17 protein-coding genes and 1 other RNA gene are annotated in these 18,603 nt (G+C 55.0%); 6 read left to right on the top strand and 12 right to left on the bottom strand.

Features of this window, described 5'->3' with window-relative positions; translation table 11 throughout:
- Positions 1-59: 59 nt before the first annotated feature.
- A complete protein-coding gene (locus LNA76_RS02215; RefSeq protein WP_108727681.1) occupies positions 60-1,133 on the bottom strand; it encodes a linear amide C-N hydrolase in 1,074 nt (357 codons plus the stop codon).
- 235 nt (positions 1,134-1,368) lie between these two features.
- Here LNA76_RS02215 and LNA76_RS02210 point away from each other — a divergent pair, with 235 nt between their 5' ends.
- On the top strand, positions 1,369-3,381 hold the full coding sequence (locus LNA76_RS02210; RefSeq protein ID WP_230017799.1) for a ligand-gated channel protein: 2,013 nt from the start codon (positions 1,369-1,371) through the stop codon (positions 3,379-3,381).
- A 72-nt stretch (positions 3,382-3,453) separates the two neighbouring features.
- Here the strand turns inward: LNA76_RS02210 and LNA76_RS02205 are convergent, their stop codons facing one another.
- Entirely contained in the window at positions 3,454-3,783 is a 330-nt protein-coding gene (locus tag LNA76_RS02205) for a hypothetical protein (RefSeq protein ID WP_094197136.1), read from the bottom strand.
- Positions 3,784-3,893: 110 nt separating this feature from the next.
- On the opposite strand from LNA76_RS02205, the gene LNA76_RS02200 reads away from it, so the two are divergent.
- Complete coding sequence (locus tag LNA76_RS02200) at positions 3,894-4,700, top strand: hypothetical protein (RefSeq protein WP_230017796.1); 807 nt, start codon at positions 3,894-3,896, stop codon at positions 4,698-4,700.
- A 44-nt stretch (positions 4,701-4,744) separates the two neighbouring features.
- On the opposite strand, the gene LNA76_RS02195 is transcribed toward LNA76_RS02200, so the two are convergent.
- On the bottom strand, positions 4,745-6,820 hold the full coding sequence (locus tag LNA76_RS02195) for a catalase (protein ID WP_230018769.1): 2,076 nt from the start codon (positions 6,818-6,820) through the stop codon (positions 4,745-4,747).
- A gap of 523 nt (positions 6,821-7,343) precedes the next feature.
- Here LNA76_RS02195 and LNA76_RS02190 point away from each other — a divergent pair.
- Positions 7,344-8,468 (top strand): metallophosphoesterase, encoded by a 1,125-nt coding sequence (locus LNA76_RS02190; RefSeq protein ID WP_230017795.1) that lies wholly within the window; start codon positions 7,344-7,346, stop codon positions 8,466-8,468.
- 22 nt (positions 8,469-8,490) lie between these two features.
- Here the strand turns inward: LNA76_RS02190 and LNA76_RS02185 are convergent, their stop codons facing one another.
- Positions 8,491-9,267 carry a HEAT repeat domain-containing protein gene (locus tag LNA76_RS02185; RefSeq protein ID WP_094197140.1) on the bottom strand — a complete coding sequence of 259 codons (777 nt, stop codon included), beginning with the start codon at positions 9,265-9,267 and terminating at the stop codon, positions 8,491-8,493.
- A complete protein-coding gene (locus tag LNA76_RS02180) occupies positions 9,264-9,752 on the bottom strand; it encodes a MarR family winged helix-turn-helix transcriptional regulator (protein ID WP_230017793.1) in 489 nt (162 codons plus the stop codon). The genes LNA76_RS02185 and LNA76_RS02180 overlap by 4 nt, the downstream gene beginning before the upstream one ends.
- A gap of 336 nt (positions 9,753-10,088) precedes the next feature.
- Between LNA76_RS02180 and LNA76_RS02175 the strand changes: the two genes are divergently transcribed.
- Entirely contained in the window at positions 10,089-11,372 is a 1,284-nt protein-coding gene (locus tag LNA76_RS02175; RefSeq protein ID WP_230017791.1) for a pyridoxal phosphate-dependent aminotransferase, read from the top strand.
- Positions 11,373-11,474: 102 nt separating this feature from the next.
- Here the strand turns inward: LNA76_RS02175 and LNA76_RS02170 are convergent, their stop codons facing one another.
- From LNA76_RS02170 to LNA76_RS02155, 4 genes are all read right to left on the bottom strand, one after another.
- Positions 11,475-12,068 (bottom strand): TetR/AcrR family transcriptional regulator, encoded by a 594-nt coding sequence (locus LNA76_RS02170; RefSeq protein WP_094197143.1) that lies wholly within the window; start codon positions 12,066-12,068, stop codon positions 11,475-11,477.
- The gene (locus tag LNA76_RS02165) at positions 12,069-12,524 is read right to left on the bottom strand and encodes a MaoC family dehydratase (RefSeq protein WP_108727686.1); all 456 of its coding nucleotides are present in this window, start codon (positions 12,522-12,524) and stop codon (positions 12,069-12,071) included. It abuts the gene before it with no gap.
- 297 nt (positions 12,525-12,821) lie between these two features.
- Positions 12,822-13,325, bottom strand: coding sequence for a GNAT family N-acetyltransferase (locus tag LNA76_RS02160; protein WP_230017789.1), 504 nt, complete (start codon positions 13,323-13,325; stop codon positions 12,822-12,824).
- Positions 13,326-13,374: 49 nt separating this feature from the next.
- Positions 13,375-13,992: a LysE/ArgO family amino acid transporter gene (locus LNA76_RS02155; protein WP_094197146.1), complete on the bottom strand. Its 618-nt coding sequence runs from the start codon at positions 13,990-13,992 to the stop codon at positions 13,375-13,377.
- Positions 13,993-14,102: 110 nt separating this feature from the next.
- On the opposite strand from LNA76_RS02155, the gene LNA76_RS02150 reads away from it, so the two are divergent.
- Positions 14,103-15,002, top strand: coding sequence for a LysR family transcriptional regulator ArgP (locus LNA76_RS02150; RefSeq protein ID WP_094197147.1), 900 nt, complete (start codon positions 14,103-14,105; stop codon positions 15,000-15,002).
- 116 nt (positions 15,003-15,118) lie between these two features.
- Here the strand turns inward: LNA76_RS02150 and pdxR are convergent, their stop codons facing one another.
- Entirely contained in the window at positions 15,119-16,627 is a 1,509-nt protein-coding gene (pdxR, locus tag LNA76_RS02145; protein ID WP_230017787.1) for a MocR-like pyridoxine biosynthesis transcription factor PdxR, read from the bottom strand.
- Between the two features lie 105 nt (positions 16,628-16,732).
- Between pdxR and LNA76_RS02140 the strand changes: the two genes are divergently transcribed.
- Complete coding sequence (locus LNA76_RS02140; RefSeq protein WP_230017785.1) at positions 16,733-17,386, top strand: FMN-binding negative transcriptional regulator; 654 nt, start codon at positions 16,733-16,735, stop codon at positions 17,384-17,386.
- Between the two features lie 87 nt (positions 17,387-17,473).
- Here the strand turns inward: LNA76_RS02140 and LNA76_RS02135 are convergent, their stop codons facing one another.
- Positions 17,474-18,097: a glutathione S-transferase family protein gene (locus tag LNA76_RS02135; RefSeq protein ID WP_230017783.1), complete on the bottom strand. Its 624-nt coding sequence runs from the start codon at positions 18,095-18,097 to the stop codon at positions 17,474-17,476.
- Between the two features lie 116 nt (positions 18,098-18,213).
- Positions 18,214-18,575, bottom strand: a transfer-messenger RNA (tmRNA) gene (ssrA, locus tag LNA76_RS02130).
- Positions 18,576-18,603: the final 28 nt, after the last annotated feature.

The following is an 18,603-nucleotide window of genomic DNA, read 5'->3' as shown; positions in this document are numbered from 1 at the left end:
GCCCCGCCTATTCGGCCTGAATTCAGACCGTCCTGAAACGGCCCTAACCGCTCATGGCCTTAAACAGCAGGCCCCTTCGCTGGCAAGAACTGAAAGGGTTTGGCTGGCTTGAAGTGCTCCAGCGCTTCACCCATATAGACCGTGCTTTGCTCAGGTCCCAGATCCAGCTTCATGACCTTGCCCGTCTCGGCCGAAAAGTCGACCTTTTTCATATCCACCCAGAACGCACCGGGCGACAGCACCGAATCAAAGTAATACAGGCTGCGCTGGTGGTCGAACACCGTGCGCCAGCGTGTCGACGAGTTATTAGGCTGATCGGGCACGGTCATGCCGTAGGGGGTGGACGCATTGCGCATCACGCTCAGCACGCTGGCCACGGCCTTGTCATCGCTCAGATTGCGTGGCACGGCATCAATGTAGAAAGAAGCGCGAGCAAAGCGGTCGGCGGCACGGCTGGTGCCCGGCAACATATTCATGCCTCCTACCGACTGCCAGTAATCACGAATAGCCAATTGCTGGTCAAAAGTCGGCGAGTTCGTCATCACCTGATACTTGCGGCTGTGATGGATATGCTGCTTGCCATCGATGTACTCAATAATGGCACTGTCACCAGAGGAGTCCGACATGGACAAATGCAAGGTCGCCAAACGCTCTTCATTGGGAACCTTGTCGCTGATCACCACGAAGGGGGTCTTTTCCAAGGCAGCCACCGCTTCAGCCACCGTTGCGAAGTTATCCAGAACATATTGCCCCCACAAGGACATGCTCAAGGTTTTGTCACCTTTTTGAGGGGTGGGGTACTCCGACTCCACCAACCACAGTAAATTGACGTTCAGTCCCTTTTCATTTGCTCCGTCTGTCGAGGCCAGGTCGTAACCCGAAGCAATCACGCTGCCATATTTGGATGTCCATTCAATCGACGATGGACCTGCTTCACCGCTGCGCTTGGCGCCACGAGGAAAAATCCAGAGGTTGGTTCCAACGTCCAGCTTCCAGTCCATGGAACGACCGGTAATCACCTGACCGTTATCACCCAGAAAAACAGCTCGAGTACACGCCTGAGAGGCCGCAGGCACCAAAGCCAGCCCAACTGCGCAAGCCAGCAAAGTACGACGACATTTTTTTAGCAACATCTTTCTCTCCAGAGACGGCTAGCCGCCCAATCAATCAAACAAAAAACCGACTGTTTAAACAGCCGATACATTGGACACGGGTGTAACAAAAACAGGATTAGGACAGCGCGTCAAGCCAAGTGACAAGTTGTGGCAGAAGACCTACAGATACATGAAAAAGAGCTCTCTTGATTTGAGAAATACAGCGTTTAGATAATAATAACTGTTCTCATTATTGTTCCTTATTCTGATTTTTATGTCTCTCTTGTTTCCTCTTTCTCCGGCTGCCCGTGCCGTAGCCATTCTTGCTGGCTCCATCGCCCCCTTCTCCTGTGCCTTGGCTCAACAAAGCGTCAACCAGCTCGACAATATCGTGGTTACTGCTTCCGGCTTTGAGCAAGCGGTTCAAGATGCCCCCGCCTCCATCAGCGTCGTACCACGTGCCGAACTGGAAAAGAGAGCCTACCGTGACGTCACCGACGCCTTGCGAGATGTACCTGGCGTGGTGATCACAGGTGGTGCAAGTGGTAGCGATATCAGCATTCGTGGTATGGCTTCGGCCTATACCCTGATCCTGGTTGACGGCAAGCGACAAAACTCGCGTGAGACACGTCCCAACAGCGATGGTGCCGGTATTGAGCAGGGCTGGTTGCCCCCCATGCAGGCAATCGAACGTATTGAAGTGATTCGTGGTCCCATGTCCTCCTTGTATGGCTCAGAAGCCATGGGGGGAGTGATCAACATTATTACCCGCAAAGTTCACCAGGAATGGACCGGCTCGCTGCGCACCGAAGGCACCATCCAAGAGGACTCCAAGTCCGGCAATATTTATCAAGGCAATTTCTATCTGGCAGGCCCCATCAAGAAAGACATGCTGGGGCTGCAGATTTATGGTCAGGAATCCCGTCGCAATGAAGACGAAATTCTTGACGGTTTCAACAAGCAAAATACGTCCTCGGGCACCGTCAAGCTGACCTTGACACCTTCGGCCAATCACGACTTTACCGCCGAGTTCTCCCGGACTTTGCAAGAGCGAACCTCTACACCCGGCAAAAGCATGCCCGCCGAAACCTGCGGCAGAAACGGCAAATGCTCCCCCAACAGCATCTCCTCCAGCAAGTACTCTCGCAATGTGTTCTCCGTGGGCCACAACGGTCGCTGGGGTAAAGCCGTTTCCAACACCTACGTGCAGCGCGAAGAAATTGACAACCCCGGCCGTAGCATGTTCCTGAAAAACACCGAGTTCAATACGCAATGGAGCCTGCCTTTAGGCGACCACATGCTGACCTCGGGCTTTCAGTATCTGCATGAGCAACTGCGCGACAACGGCAACCAGTACAAGCCCGATGTCAATCGCCTAAGCCGTGAACAATGGTCGGTATTCGCGGAGGACGAATGGAGCATGACCGACAACTTTGCCCTGACCGGCGGCTTGCGCATGACTCACGACGAGAACTATGGCAATCACTGGACTCCACGCCTTTATGGTGTCTGGCATGCCACCGAGCAACTGACCTTGAAGGGCGGCGTCTCCTCTGGTTTCAAGGCCCCTTCCCTGCGTTCGGCCGTGGCTGACTGGGGGCAGATCACCGGTGGCGGCGGCGTTCCTGCTGTGATCGTTGGCAACCCGAATCTGAAGCCGGAAAAGAGCCTGAGCCAGGAACTGGGCATTGTTTGGGACAACCAGAACGGTATGGTCAACAGCCTGACCTTCTTCAATACCAATTTCAAAGACAAGATCTCTGAAACTCGCCGTTGTACAGATCCTGATGGCCTGCCTAACTGCCACGTTTTCCCAGGCGATCAAGGCTACAAATTCGTAAGTGACCGCGTCAACGTAGACAAGGCCATCATGCGTGGTGTGGAGGCCTCCACAACCTGGTCGATTACCGATGACCTGCGTCTGGCCGCCAATTACACCTACACCTACTCCAAGCAAAAGAGCGGTGAGTTCTCCGGCCAGCCTTTGAACAAGATGCCCAAGCATATGTTTAACGCCACCCTGGATTGGGATGCCAATGAACAACTGGGCTTGTGGACACGTGTCAACTACCGTGGCAAGACTTCAGACTACCTGAGCCGCACCAGCATGGCGCAAGGCACCCCATCCTTCACCTTCCTGGATGCCGGCCTGAACTACAAGGTCAACAAGACCACCACGCTTGGCTTTGGTATCTACAACATCTTTGACAAGCGCGTCACGGATGAAACCTTTGATGCTGTGTATGATGGGCGCCGTTACTGGGCTCAACTCACTGTCGGTTTCTAAAAACACCGCTTCATACAGAATCAAAAACGGCCCTTCACGGGCCGTTTTTACAGCTCAGTTCAAACCAGCCATTCAAAACTCCAGGCAGTCAAAAAACCCTGGCAATCTTGCATAGCTGTCCATGAGCTGATCAATCAGATACGCGCTGTCTCGGGTTTCCAGAGCCAACAGATTTTCCCGGTAGTCCTCATCAGCCAAACCAACCGCACTGCGGCCCGGATCAACTCGGGCACCGGCCAGAAGCTCGGACAGCTTGGGGTCTTGTAAACCCTCCAGAGCAGCGCGCAAGGCCAACTCTTGATCAGTAAAACCGACTTGCCCGCCTTGGCCAGCGTGTAACGCCGCTTGCACTAGGGGCAACAACTTATCAATATCTTGCTTGCTAAGGTAAAACACATGCATGACACGTTCTCCACGGATTGGTGATCGGCTGGTCCAGCATACCGAAAGAAACAAGGCCGGCGCTAGTACGCCATCATTTACAGAATTAAAAAAGGGGGCCCATAACAGTAATGCGTAAACTCACTCACTCCCGCTGGCTACTGTTGGGGCTTTTGCCACTGACCACCCTGGCACAAGCCCAAACGACGGATCTCAATTCGGTAGCACTGCCCGAAACCAACACCTGGGGCTCCACACCTTACGCATTACAGATTACTCCCTACGCCTGGATTACGGGCTTGTCCGGTGAATCTTCTCCATTCAAGCGCGCACCCTCGCTGGATATCGAAAAGTCCTTTTCCGATGTGCTGCACAATCTGCGTGCCGCCGCCTTTCTAAACACCTGGGCGCGGCGCGACCGCTATGTACTCAATAGCGACCTGCTCTACGTGAACACGCGTGAAAGCGAGGTAGTGGGAGGCTTGCCCTTGGTCGGCGCCGCCCAGGGAACGGTAGACACGCGCCTGTTCATGGCGACCTTGCAAGGCGGGTATCGTGTCTATGATTCCGAACAGGCCAGCCTGGATGCACTGGCCGGCTTTTCGTATTGGGATATTCGCACTCGTGCCCATCTGAGCACAGCGGGCCGGACCAAACACCACGAAGAAAGCTTTAGCTGGGTGGACCCCATGATCGGGCTGCGTGCGTTCTACCGCTTCACACCCGAGCTGTCCACTCATGCTCAGATCCATTTAGGCGGCTTTGACGTGGGCTCGCGTCTGAGCTATCAGGCCACGCTGACGCTGAACTACGACCTGTCAGAGCACTTCTCGCTTGCCGCCGGATACAAAGTGCTGGATGTGAATTACCGTCGCGCCGGTCATGTCTTTGATACTCGTATGTCCGGCCCCGTACTGGGGCTTAGCTGGCGGTACTGATTGAACGAGAAGGGGCGGCCTGGACCGCCCCTTTTCCCATCAGATCAAGCCATACCATCTACTTGATGACGACGTTCCCAGAAACGCGAGGCCACCTTGCCAAGCAGATCGTCCCCGGTTTTGATAACAAACACCCCTTTGTCTACGGACACGCCCGCCCGATCCAACAGAGGCTGGGCCGCACCGTTGTGGCCAATGGCCTTCAAGTGCCCATAGGCGTCTGCCACAAAATCAACTGCGGCCTTGTTATTACACAGCTTTGAAGCCTGCTCCTGTGTCAACAACAAGGCGACCGCATCAAACAGCACCGACGGGGCACCAGCGATCTTTTCATCAGCGGCCAACTGGGTGCCGTCCGACAAGGTTACGCCCCCAACTTGCGGAGCAATCAGCTTGACGGCCACACCGGCCTCTTGAGCGCCCGTCAGCAACATCTCCAGCAAGCCTTTATCCGCCCCATCCGTCACCAATATGCCCAGCATCCGGCCTGCAACAGGTGCTTTCTGAGCCAATATGGACAAGGCTTTAGAGGGTGGCATATCTACTGGTTTGCGTGCAGGTTTGGCAGGCGGCGGCAAATCCAGGCCCAAGCCCTGGGCCGCTCGCTTGGCCAGATCCTCATCAATCACACGCAGATGAGAGAGCACCCGCACACGAACATGATTGAGTTGAACCTTGGATAGCTCAAAGACCAAACCGGCAATTAGATGCTCTTGCTCGACTTCCGTCTGCGAACGGTAAAACAAACGGGCCTGACTGTAATGGTCAGCAAAAGACTCCGCCCTTACCCGCAGTTTCGCCCCGTCGTCTACCGTGCTGGGCAAGCTGCGAAAACCATGGGCCTGGGCACGGGGGCCAGCAGACTCGCCCGCCTCATCCAGGCTGTTAGGCTCATAGGTCGCGCGGCCTTTGGGAACCTGAGTTTGCATCATGCCGTCGCGCTGCATATTACTGAACGGACAACGTGGCGCATTAATGGGAATCTGATGAAAATTGACTGTTCCCAGACGAGACTTCTGTGTATCCAGGTAGGAGAACAAACGGCCTTGCAGCAAAGGATCGTCCGTAAAGTCGATGCCCGGAATAAGGTTGGACGGCAAGAAGGCGACTTGTTCTGTCTCTGCAAAAAAATTATCGGGATAACGATCCAGCACCATGCGACCCACAATTTTGACCGGCACGCTTTCTTCGGGAATGAGCTTGGTCGCATCCAGCACGTCGTAGTCCTGCTTGTCGGCCCACTCCTGGTCGAAAACCTGCACGCCAAGCTCCCACTCCGGGAAGGCTTCGCTTTGAATGGCCTCGTACAAATCGCGGCGCAGGTAATCCGAATCCGCGCCGGAAATCTTGACCGCTTCGTCCCACAAGGTCGACTGCAAACCCTGTTTGGGCTTCCAGTGAAACTTCACAAAATGCGACTTGCCCTTGGCATTCACAAAACGGAAGGTATGCACACCAAAGCCCTGCATCATGCGAAACGAGCGCGGCAAGGCTCGGTCCGACATCAACCACATGACGGTATGCAAAGACTCAGGCATCAGGGAGACAAAATCCCAGAAAGTGTCATGAGCTGACGCTGCCTGTGGAAAGCCCCGGTCTGCCTCCGGCTTGACGGCATGGATCAGGTCCGGAAACTTGATGGCGTCCTGGATAAAAAAAACGGGCATATTATTGCCCACCAGATCCCAGTTCCCTTGCTCGGTATAGAACTTGACGGCAAAGCCACGCACGTCACGCGGCGTGTCTTTGGAGCCTTTGGAACCGGCCACTGTTGAAAAACGGCAGAACACCGGCACCCGGTGTCCTTCCTTTTGAAACACACAGGCCTGAGTCAACTCCGGAATGGCCTGCGTACATTCAAAATAGCCATGTGCGCCCGTGCCGCGAGCATGAACAATCCGCTCCGGGATGCGCTCGTGGTCGAAATGGAATATTTTCTCGCGCAGGACAAAATCTTCCAACAAAGTCGGGCCGCGCGCGCCAAATCGCAAGGAGTTCTGATTGTCCGATAGGGGCACGCCATGATTGGTCGTCAAGCCAGTTTGGCCAAACTGATGCAACTCCCCGCCTTGACCCACGGCATCCTGATTGGTCCTGGTTGAGGATTTTTTCGTCACTATATGTCCTCCAGTCGAGTCACCTAACAAACCCCGCTCTGCAGGTTTGAATTCAGTAGTGATACGCAACGATGTGGTGTTCAGGCGAAAAAAACCAAACCAGACTGCCAGGGTGTGCCGGCACTCGGCACCAGAACCTCGCAAGCAGGGTTTGTCTGAACGATGAGCGTGAGCCTGCCATCACCGCGCGCTCCCAATAAACTACACACGTCAAACCCAGACGTGTCCTGTTTCAAGCTCACCCATTCCTTCGGGATGCACCCTATTGATCCTGCAAATCGTGCAACTTGAAACAAGGGGCAGGCACCCCGTCCTGCTGGGGTGCCCTTGGAAAAAGCCTAGGAGTTTTAATGACTTGATGTGCGAACCAATCTCTCGAAACGTAAACAAGCATGTCCACATTTTTTTCGTGACAAGCCGGTAACTGTCAGGCCCGCTCTGGCATCATGCGCATTTTCTCGCTCTATACTGAGCACGCTTTAGCGCATGCCCAAGCATGTGCTCCGTTTCTTTTTGGAATGATTTTGTGTTTCAAGCCACTGCCCTCGTCTTCGCTCTATATGTCGCTTGGCGACTGATCAAACCTTTACCGATCAAACCCTGGATCAAGTGGCTGTTAAGTGCCTTGGCCATTGCCGCCACCCTGCACCATTACACCGTCGCCCTATTTTGGGGCACCCGCGCTTCTCCAGAAATTCCCGCCCCAGTCATCATGGTCTTGGGATGGGCTTTTGGAGCTGTCTTGCTGGCCACCTGCTTGACCTTGATCACCGATCTGGCAGGTTTGCTAATGCGCGTCCTGTACAAACCTGCCGGACAAGTGCTGCTGCGCTCCCCCACCTTGCGCGGTGTGCTAGGTATCGCCGCTGTCAGTCTTTCCGCATTGGGCGTGTGGCAGGCGGTGCAAGTCCCGGAAGTAAAATTCATCGACGTAAAGGTCAATGGCTTACCCCCTAGCCTGGATGGTTTCAAGCTGATGCAACTGACCGACCTGCACGCCAGCCGTCTGCTGCAAGGGCCGTGGGTACAGGCCATCGTGGACAAAACACAGGCCTTAAAACCGGACTTGATTGCAATTACGGGCGACTTAGTCGATGGCACGGTGAAAGCTCGTCGCGAAGATGTCGCCCCCTTGCAAGCCCTGTCTGCCCCCAAAGGGGTTTGGGTCATTGCAGGCAACCACGAGTACTACACCCAGTATCAGCCCTGGATAGAACACTTCAACAGCCTGGGGCTACGTTTGCTCCTAAATGAGCACAGCATTATTGAGCAAGGCGATGCCGCTTTTGCCTTGGCCGGCATCACGGACAAGTCAGCGGCCGTGCATGGGCAGCCCACGCCCGACGTGGCTGCGGCGGTCGCCGGCATCCCGGTCGGCATGCCCATCATCATGCTGGCCCATCGCCCCGATACCGCCAAAGAAAGCGCAGCGGCCGGCGTGGCTTTGCAACTGTCCGGCCATACACACGGCGGCCATATCTTAGGCATGCACAAGATCGTGCAAATGGCCAATGACGGCTATGTAGGCGGACTGTATCAAGTCGATGATATGCAGCTCTATGTCAGCTACGGCGCCGGGCTGTGGCCAGGTTTCCCCCTGCGTCTGGGGCGCGCCTCGGAAATCACCTTGATTACCTTGCGCGCCTCCTGAACCTGAAACGCAAACCGGAGCATCAAGATACGCTGCGCAGTGCCCGTCGACACAGGCGCTGCACAGCCGCATTATCCGGTGATTGCACCTGCCATTGAGCACATAAATCGCGCACCCACTGTGGCTGATCCTTGGCTGCATCATTCAAGAAGTTGGCCACCGAGTCTTGCACATACACACTGTCATCCCGATACAAGGTTTCCAGAATCGGCAACATGCGCTCCGGTTCCTTTTTCAGAATAGCGATATGCGCGCACCACACTCCCCGAGGGCGCAGGGCTTCACACGCAAAGCGGCGCAGATACTCCGAGTCTGAACGTGCCCACTGCTGCAAGGTCTGAATCGATACCTCCAGCTCGGCCACCAGTTGAGGCCGTACCGCCATCCAGGCCCATTCGCGCACACCAAAATGCGGATCATCCGCCAAGGGACGCAGTGCGTCCAGACGCTGGGAGACACTTAGCGGCTCGCGCGCTCCCACCATAAAGCAAGCCCAGCCACGCACCACATCGGCCGGATGATTCAGGCAACGCATCCAGGCCATCTCACCATAGGTTTGCAGCAAATATTCCCCTATGGCTTTCATGCGCTTGAGAATGCCCAATTCGGCCAGGGCGTCGATGTGCTGCGCGCCCTGCTCATCCAGTTCCGGAAAAACAGTGGCCACCAGCACACGCTGATCAATCGCCAGCGACTCCGTCAGGGTAGCGCCCTGGATTTCCCCCTTGGACAGGGCCAACAAAATATCAGCGGGTATGTCCGCGACCCTGGCATAACCCTTGCGGTTTTCTGTACTCATGATGCTTGTTCTCCTGCGGCCGCTTTGTTCAACAAGGCGCTTAACTGCGCGCATTCCGCCTCGGACAAATGCCCGAACAGATTGCCTATCCACTGGGCATGGGTCCCTACCAGGGTCTTGGCCAGCTCCTCCCCCTGAGGACTGAGTTTCACCATGACGGAACGCCGATCCGCCTCGGCCGCAAAGCGTTGCACCCAACCCGCTTTAAGCAGTCCATCCACCAAGGTGGTGACCGTTGCACGCGTAACACCTGCCCGCTCAGCCAGGATATGCGAGGGCATGCCCTCGGGTGCCTCTTTGAGCAAAAACAAAAGCACAAAACGGGCTTCGCTCAAGCCATAGGGTGCCAACAAGGCGGCGCAGTCTCGATCAATACGAGCGGACAAGGACAAGAGCTGAAAACAAAGAGACATTCCCTGTACGTTAACGTCCTGGTGCTGCTGTGCATGCGAGAGCAAGGCCTGATATTTCGCTTCCAGTTTCATAGTTTGAGATCAAATTATTTGATATCAAATCTTAATAGTGGATTCCATCAAAAACAAGAAAAATAAAAGAGACGTACTCATCCGAAATGAAGGTACACGGATTTCATATCATGCCAATCCAAACCACAAAGCGAAATATGCCCAATGGTAAGGAATCTATCCATAAATACAGCCGATCTTCTGACAAAAAGAGTGTCGCCAAAACTCGACAATGCCACATTTTAAGCTTGATGCTTACCAAGCGAGCCCCTCGCATGCGGTAAGGTAGAAGGCTGGTCAGGCATCAGCCCTGCCAACTATCCTCTGCAGCACACATGGAATCCGAGTACCAGCATCATGAATAGCATCAAGAAATCGAACAAATTGGCGAATGTTTTGTACGATATTCGCGGCCCCATCATGGACCGGGCCAAGCAAATGGAAGACGAGGGTCAGCAACTGATCAAGCTGAACATCGGCAATTTGGCGGTATTCGGTTTTGATGCCCCGGAAGAGATCCAGCTTGATATGATCCGCAACCTGCCCAATTCCTCAGGCTACTCGGACAGCAAAGGTATTTTTGCCGCGCGCAAAGCCGTCATGCACTACACCCAGGAACAAGGCATCAAGGGCGTGACGCTGGAAGACATTTACCTGGGCAATGGTGCTTCTGAACTGATTGCCATGGCGACCAATGCCCTGTTGGATGACGGCGACGAGTTACTCTTGCCCATGCCCGACTACCCGCTGTGGACGGCTGTTACCAGCCTGTCCGGCGGTACGCCCGTCCATTACCTCTGTGATGAAGCCAATGGCTGGATCCCTGATCTGGACGATATCCGCTCCAAGATCACCCCACGCACCAAAGGTCTGGTGGTCATCAACCCGAACAACCCCACCGGCGTGCTCTACCCCGACTCGGTGCTGCAAGCCCTGATCGATATTGCCCGCGAATTCAATTTGGTGCTGCTGGCCGACGAGGTCTACGACAAGGTCTTGTTTGACGACATGAAGCACACCGCGATGGCCAGCTTGTCCACCGACGTGCTGACCTTAACCTTCAACTCCTTGTCCAAAAGCTACCGCGCCTGTGGTTACCGCGCAGGCTGGCTAGTGATTTCGGGCGACAAGCAGGCCGGCGCTGACTATATCGAAGGGCTGAGCATGTTGGCCAATATGAAGCTATGCGCGAACGTGCCCGGCCAATGGGCTATTCAAACGGCCTTGGGTGGTTATCAGAGCATTAACGACCTGGTTTGCGAAGGCGGACGCCTGCGTCGTCAACGCGATCTGGCATACGAACTGATCACCGCCATTCCCGGGGTCAGTTGCGTCATGCCCCACGCTGCTCTGTACATGTTCCCGCGTCTGGATCCCGAAATTTACCCCATCAAGGACGACCGTCAGTTCTTCCTGCAACTGCTGGAAGCCACACGCGTGATGCTGGTGCAAGGTACGGGCTTTAACTGGCCTCATCCGGACCACTTCCGCATGGTGTTCCTGCCCCACGAGCCCGACCTGCGCGAGGCCATCGGCCGCATGGCCAAGTTCCTGAAAGACTACCGTATCAAGCACGGTACGGAACGGCCTGAGTTTGCGCAAGCAGCACTTCCCGCTGAGAGTAGTGTGCAAACCGCCTAAGCAGAAAACGCTGCCAAGCAGGGACTGAGAAGTCAATAGACCTTGATGTAGTGACCAACGCCCGATACAGCACATCGGGCGTTTTTTATTCTGAAAATCGACTTATTGAGGACAAGATCCCCCACCAGGCAATGCGGCCAGAACAGCCGCCTGCATACTTTGCGTCAACGCGGTATCACCCATGGCCCGGCTGATCATCCCTGTCCCCAACATGGCGGCAAACAAGAGCATGACTTGCTCTTCGGACTGCTCGGCACAGGCTTGCAAGGCAAGGCGGCGAAACTGCTCAAACAAGTGCTCTACCCCTTCACTGTAAATTGCCGTGGTCTGCGCATCGGCAGGCAGGCCGCTAGCCAGGGAAGAAAAGGCCAAAATCGGGCAGCTTTGAGTTTGAGGACGATGCTTGAAGTAACGTCGCATCAAGGCTTGAAAACCTTGTACGGCATCTTCTTCATAGCGTTGGTTGATACGCTGCCAGGATGCCGAAGACTGCGTAAAGGCAAAACGGGAAGCCTCCTCAATCAAGGCCTCTTTGGAGGCAAACTGTTTGTAGAAGGCGCCAGCCGTCAGACCCGCATCGTTCATGATGTCCCCGATCGAGACCCCTTCCACCCCATGTTTGCGAAACAGCCGGCATGCCGTTTCCAGCACCCGTTCGCGGTTGCGTTCGGCCTGCTCACGCGAGACACGTCCCATTCAAACCTCCGGACGACGAAAAGCAATCAGCTTGGCAATCAAGCGCTGACACACTTCATTATTTTGATTCATGGTGTGAGACTCCACCGTCACCATCCCCCTGTCCGCTTTAGAGCGAGAGGGCTGAATGTCGATGATTTTACTGAGCACATGCAAGACATCACCAGCACGCGTGGGCCGCGGCCAGTCTATCTGCCCGCCGGCACCAATAATTCCCTGACTGAATTCCAAGCTGTCCACCAACAGCTTCATGGTGATGGCAGCAGTGTGCCAACCGCTTGCAGCCAAACCTTGAAAGAACGTGTCCTTGGCCGCTTCCGCATCCAGATGGAAAGGCTGCGGATCAAACTGGCGGGCAAAGCTGATAATTTGCGCCTCATCCAGAGCATGCTCTGCGCTGCGAAACTCCATCCCCAGGGCCAGATCGTCAAGATAAACAACTGCGGTAAGACTCATCCGACTATTCTCCAGAAGGTGTGCGAGTGCGTATTGCTGCCTACATAAATAGATTATGAATAGCAGCTATCCTTGCACAAGCTTTTCTGAAAATCAACAATAGATTACAGTCATACTCAGTCATACTCTATTTTGAAAATGGTGTTTACTCTGCTTTGTTACCTGAAAGCCATTCAGTAGAGCGTTTGAGAAAATGCGCCTTGAATAGGGCATATCGCCCCACAGACCAGCAAGACATAAAAGAAAGCCGCCCTTTGCTAGCAGACTCCTCAAGGGGCTGCCTTCATCTGCTGGGCTTTAGCCTGCTAAATCCAGTACCAAGGTCTGCGACATCAAAGACGAGCCTTCACGCAAAGGCTCAGGTTCACCGCTAGGCGAAAAACCATACTTCTTATACAACTGGACGGCTGCCGCATTCGTCAGAGTCACGCCCAAACGTATACAAGCCGCCTGCTTACTGTTTGCCCATTTCACTGACGCATCCAGCAGGCCATAGCCTGCCTGTAAGCCACGCGCGGAGGGTGCCACCCACATCTGATAGATATCAGCCACGGCAGGTTCCGAGGCGGACAGCTTGCACCAGACCAGACCACACGCTTGCCCCTCCTTGTCAGCTAACAAGACATGGTCTGCCTCGGATGCACAAGCGGTTTGGATCCGCTCCTGCCAGAAATGCTCAGAATGTGCGGACTCCACGGCATAGGTACTCCCAAAAGCATCGGGAGAATCACGCAAGGCACTGAGGCGCAATGCTTGATACGTGCGCCATTCATGCGCCTGAACCGGACGAATAGAGATCACAACACATCCTTTATAAAGAGAGTCAGGTGCCGATCAAGGACCACAACGCTTAATGCAAGGGCCGCAACAGCAATACAGCGCACAAAGCCAGCATGAAAACAGCGATGCTGGCGTCCAGCACACGCCAGGCCAAAGGCTGACGAAACACGGGTTGCAACAATCGCGCCCCATAGCCCAAGGCCAGAAACCAGCTAGCACTGGCTGCACAGGCCCCCAAGGCAAAGGCCCACTGCAAGTGGCCAGGATACGGCGTAGACAGGCTACCTAGCAGCACCATCGTATCCAGATACACGTGAGGATTCAAAAAAGTAAATGCCAGACAAGTGAGCAAGATACGACGACGGTTGCGCTCGCTACCCTGCCCAGCCATCAAGCTGCCCTTGCCCGTCCAAGCCCGTTGTGCGGCCAACAGCCCATACCAAGCAAGAAAAGCCGCGCCGCCAAAGCGCAGAACTTGCAGCAAGCCTGGCCATTCCTCTACCAAGGTACCAATGCCAGCCACGCCCCCTAGAATCAAGACGATATCGGCCAAGGCACAGATAGCGACCACCAAGCCCACATGCCTACGCTCCAGCCCTTGCCGCAAGACAAAAGCATTTTGTGTGCCTATGGCCATGATCAGGCCAGCACCCGTCAAAAAACCAGTCGCAAGCACAGAGAAGAACATGCCATCCACCCACGAAATTCAACAATTGCGATAGGATGCTGTCATTTACGATTTAAGAAAAGCTAATTATTCTTTACTTAATTAAGAATTTCTAAATATATAGGCGAATCATGGATCTGTTGCACCCGCAATTAAGAGCGTTTACGGCAGTTCTGGAGGAAGGCAGCTTTGAAGCGGCCGGACGCAAGCTATACATCACCACGTCGGCTGTCTCGCAACGTATCAAAGCGCTGGAGGACAGACTGGGACAGGTTCTGGTCCTGCGCCAACCACCTTGCCGTCCTACACCAGCAGGCGAGTTGCTGCTGCGTCGTGTACGTCCCATGCAAACCCTGGAAGCAGAGGCTGTCGCCGATTTTCTGCCAGAGCGAACTGGCCCACGTAGACCCATCGCCATTGCGGTCAACAGTGACTCGCTGGACACCTGGTTTCTGCAAGCCCTCTCCCAACTAAGCCAGGAACATGGCTACCTGTTTGATGTGCGCGTGGATGACCAGGACCACACGCTGGAACTGATACGCAATGGCTCCGTACTAGGTGCCGTCACCGCCGAACCGACACCCCTGCAAGGTTGCAAAGTTCAAGCACTGGGCATCATGCGCTACCAAGCCATTGCCTCTCCAGAATTTGTAGCCCAGTACTTCAGTTCAGAAGTAGACGCAGGCTCGTTGGCCCAAGCCCCCATGATTGTCTTTAACCGCAAGGACGAATTGCAGTGGCGTTTTATACGTCAGATCACCACTGAATCTGTCACCCCTCCCATCCACTATCTGCCCACCTCTACCGGCTTTGTGAAAGCGGCGGCTTTGGGCCTGGGCTGGTGTCTGGCACCGGACTCCATGGTCAGCAATGCCTTAGCCTGCCAGGAACTGTCCTTGATCGCCCCCGGCCTTTGGCTGGATGTACCTTTGTACTGGCAACATGCCGCTATCCGCTCCGACACCTTGCACAATATGGGCAGGGCCCTTGAGCAGGCAGCCAGCACCTCATTACTGCCAGTTCCAGCGTAATGAGCTCTTTGGCGTCCTTCGCAGGAAAGCAATGGCCAGGGTTTGCCAATCGCAGTAGATGGTAAAAAAGCGGGCTCACGCCAGCTTTTGCAACAGACTTATCAAGAGAATCGAACTCAAGGCGTTCTTTTGGTCTTGGAAGGTCGAGCCTGCTCAGAAATAATGCGCGCCAGTTTCTGCGCCGCTTCCTTCATTTGCTCTGGACTGAACGCACTCAGGCCCAAAAGCAGCCCTGGGGGCCCCTCACCGGCGTGATACATGGCAGAGACAGGACGCACGGCCACGCCCTCTTTCATGGCCCGCTGCGCCACCGCCACATCGTCAATCTGTGCGGTCAACCACAAGACCGAGTGCATCCCTTGATCGCTGGGTTGCAGACGCGTCAAATCACCAGGCAAGACATCACGCACAATTTCAAAAAGATGGTTGCGGCATTGCGTGTAGACCCCACGCATACGCCGAATATGCCGCTCCAGATGCCCCTCTGCAATAAAGCTGGCCAGGACATGCTGGTCTGCACTGGGCGGATGCCGATCCAGCAGGACTCGCGCTCCGCAAAAAGCCTGTACCAACGGTGGCGGCACAATCGCATAGCCCAGACGTAGCGAGGGAAACAGCACCTTGCTGAAGGTTCCCAGATAGATCACCCGCTCCGGGTCCAGGCCCTGCATGGCAGGAAAAGGATGGCCGGAATAGCGGAACTCGCTGTCGTAATCATCCTCGACAATCCAGGCGGATTTATCGCGTGCCCAGGCCAGCAAGGCATTGCGTCGCGCCATGCTCATGGGCATGCCCAAAGGGTATTGATGCGAAGGAGTCACAAAGGCGACCCGCGCATCGGCTTGCAACCGTATACCCGCAGCCACATCCAGCCCCTCTTCATCCACAGGCACACGAACCATACGTTCCGGCGAACCTACCGTATTCAAAATCGCGGTAATACCGGGATAAGCCGGGTTCTCTACCCAGGCAAAATCCTGCCTGCTCATCAAGACCAGACAAGCCAGAAACAAACCTTGCTGAGTGCCCGTTGTCACAATTACCTGCTCGGCCTCACAGCGTACCGAGCGGGAACGGCGCACGTATTCCGCGATGGCTTCCCGTAAAGGCAAGGCACCCTGAGGATCACCATAGCCACCTGGCGCGCCCTGACCATGTGCCCGCAAACGATTTCCCAAGCATCGCCAGATAGGTCCGGGTGCAGCAGCACCCAAGGGAATCGACACAGCAAACGGGGCTGACGGCAAAGGCTGGAATTGAGCCGCAACCGTATTGAATGGCTGGGCAGCGGGTGGCGCAGGCTGGGCAGGCAGCGATGCCGCCCTGCGCTTCTTGGCGGCATCCTTGAGATGGCTCAGCGACGGGGCGATATAAGTGCCTACGCCCGGCAAGGACTCCAAAAAACCTTCGGCAATCAATTGCTCGAAAGCTTCCACGACCGTGCCACGGGCCACACCCAAGGATGCCGCCAAGGCTCGCGTGGACGGTAAGGATTCACCCGGTTTGAGCGCGCCATTTTTTACTGCTTCGCGCAGCTTCTGCGCTAGCTGACGCCCCAGGGTGCCTGCGTTTCGATCCAGCTCACCAAGGGAAGGAATCTTCGGATTATGGGCGGTACGAGACATTGCTTGTGGTCCATGAAAATAGCACCAAACTGGCACAGTTCAATGAGCCAGAATAGACCAATAATAGACACATTGATCCTCAATCCCAAGCCCAGACAGACGACGATGTATATCCCCGCACACTTCAATGAATCCCGACCTGAACCACTGCACGAGCTGATCGCCCAGCATCCGTTGGGCATTCTGGTCGCCAATGGCAAAAGTGGTTTAAGTGCGAATCACCTGCCCTTCATGCTGCATCCTAAAGAAGGCGCACAAGGGGTATTGCACTGTCACGTCGCCAGAAACAACCCCGTATGGCAAGACCTGGAGAACGGCGACGAAGTGATGGTGATATTCCGAGCAGGGGACGCCTATATCTCTCCGCAGTGGTTTCCCAGCAAGCTGGAAACACATAAGCAAGTCCCGTCCTGGAACTACATCGTGGCCCATGCCTATGGGCAGGTGACAATACGCGATGAGGAACGCTATGTTCGCGGTGCCGTGGCGCGTTTGACCCGCATCCACGAAGCCAGCCAGCCCGTGCCCTGGAAGATGACGGATGGCCCCAAGGACTATATCGACGCCATGCTCAAAGCCATCGTCGGGATCGAAATTGAGATCACTAGCCTGATCGGCAAAACCAAGCTGAGTCAGAATAAAGAGGCTCGGGATGTGGAGGCGGCATCAGCAGCCTTAATCCGCCAAGGGGACGATTTCATTGGCAGCGCGATGCAGGCGGTGGCAGCAGAAAAACAGGTGCAGGAGAACAAGGCCTAGAAAAACCGCTCCCCTGCAACGAATAAGCTTAGGTTTATTGTTTGAGCCCTGAGTGAGCCTGTGAGACTCCCCAAGGTAGCAACGTGCTCAGGCAGCGGCCTCGGCCACGGCCTTACGCACAGCCTCGCGCGCGCCCACCCGCTCCAGATAGGCACTTAGTCTAGGGAATTGGCTCATATCAACGGCATCCCCCTCCAGCCAGCCACCCACGGTGTACAGATACGCATCGGCCACACTGAATTGCTCGCCCAACGCCCAGGGACCAACAATCAAGGATTCCAGATAAGCCGCACACGCCGTCATGTTTTGCGGCACCTTGGCGCGCATGGCTTCTTCCACAGCAGGATCATCGACCCAACGAGAGCCACGACGCTTGTGCGCGTGGGCCACGTGCACCGTAGATGCCAGGTAGCTGTGCAGCTCCTGCATACGAGCGAATGCAAAAGGATCATTCAACGGTGCCAGCTTGGCAGCCGGAAAGCTCTGTGCCACAAAAGCCAGCAAAGCCGGGGTTTCTGTCAATGTTCCCTGCTCTGTCACCAGTGCCGGAACACGCCCCTTGGGATTGACACGCAGAAACTCCGGGCTTTGCTGTTGATTGGCACCAAAATCCAGCTTGACCACATCAAAGTCTGCCCCTGCTTCATGCAGTGCAATATGGGTTGCGAGCGCGCAGGTCCCTGGCGCGCAATAGAACACCCAACGAGACATATTGATCCCCTCTTGTGTTGTAAATGAAGGGATTATTATGACCCTAAAGCGTTGTTGAGCAAGCAGAAAACAAAAAACCCAACAGCCGTTACGCTGTTGGGTTTCTTGGGATTTCTTGGTGGAGTCGGGGGGAATTGAACCCCCGTCCGCAAGCCGTCCACAGACAGTTCTACATGTGTAGTCAATTAATTTTAAGTTTTAACCTTGGACTATGCCAATTGACAGGCCTTTCCTTGGCGATCCACTAAGTTTTAGAACCGGACTACGTGGCACAGGCCGATTCGATTCTTTGTAAATAACACTGCTGTAGGTTGCCCTACCTAACCCAAAGACAAATTAGTGCAGTGGCCCAGCCTTAAGCGGCTAGAGCGAAACGCTCGTCGTTGGCGTTTGTAGTTTTCCAGTGGATTTACGAGCGTACTGGTGCTCGACACGCCCTGTGCTGCTTCTTGACCCACGTCGAAGCCATGTCGACCCCATGTGGATTAGTAACCATACCACATCGG

Source organism: Alcaligenes sp. MMA, assembly GCF_020907215.1.
GTDB classification, from domain to species: Bacteria; Pseudomonadota; Gammaproteobacteria; order Burkholderiales; family Burkholderiaceae_B; genus Alcaligenes; species Alcaligenes aquatilis.
This window is presented reverse-complemented; position numbering and strand designations above follow the sequence as displayed.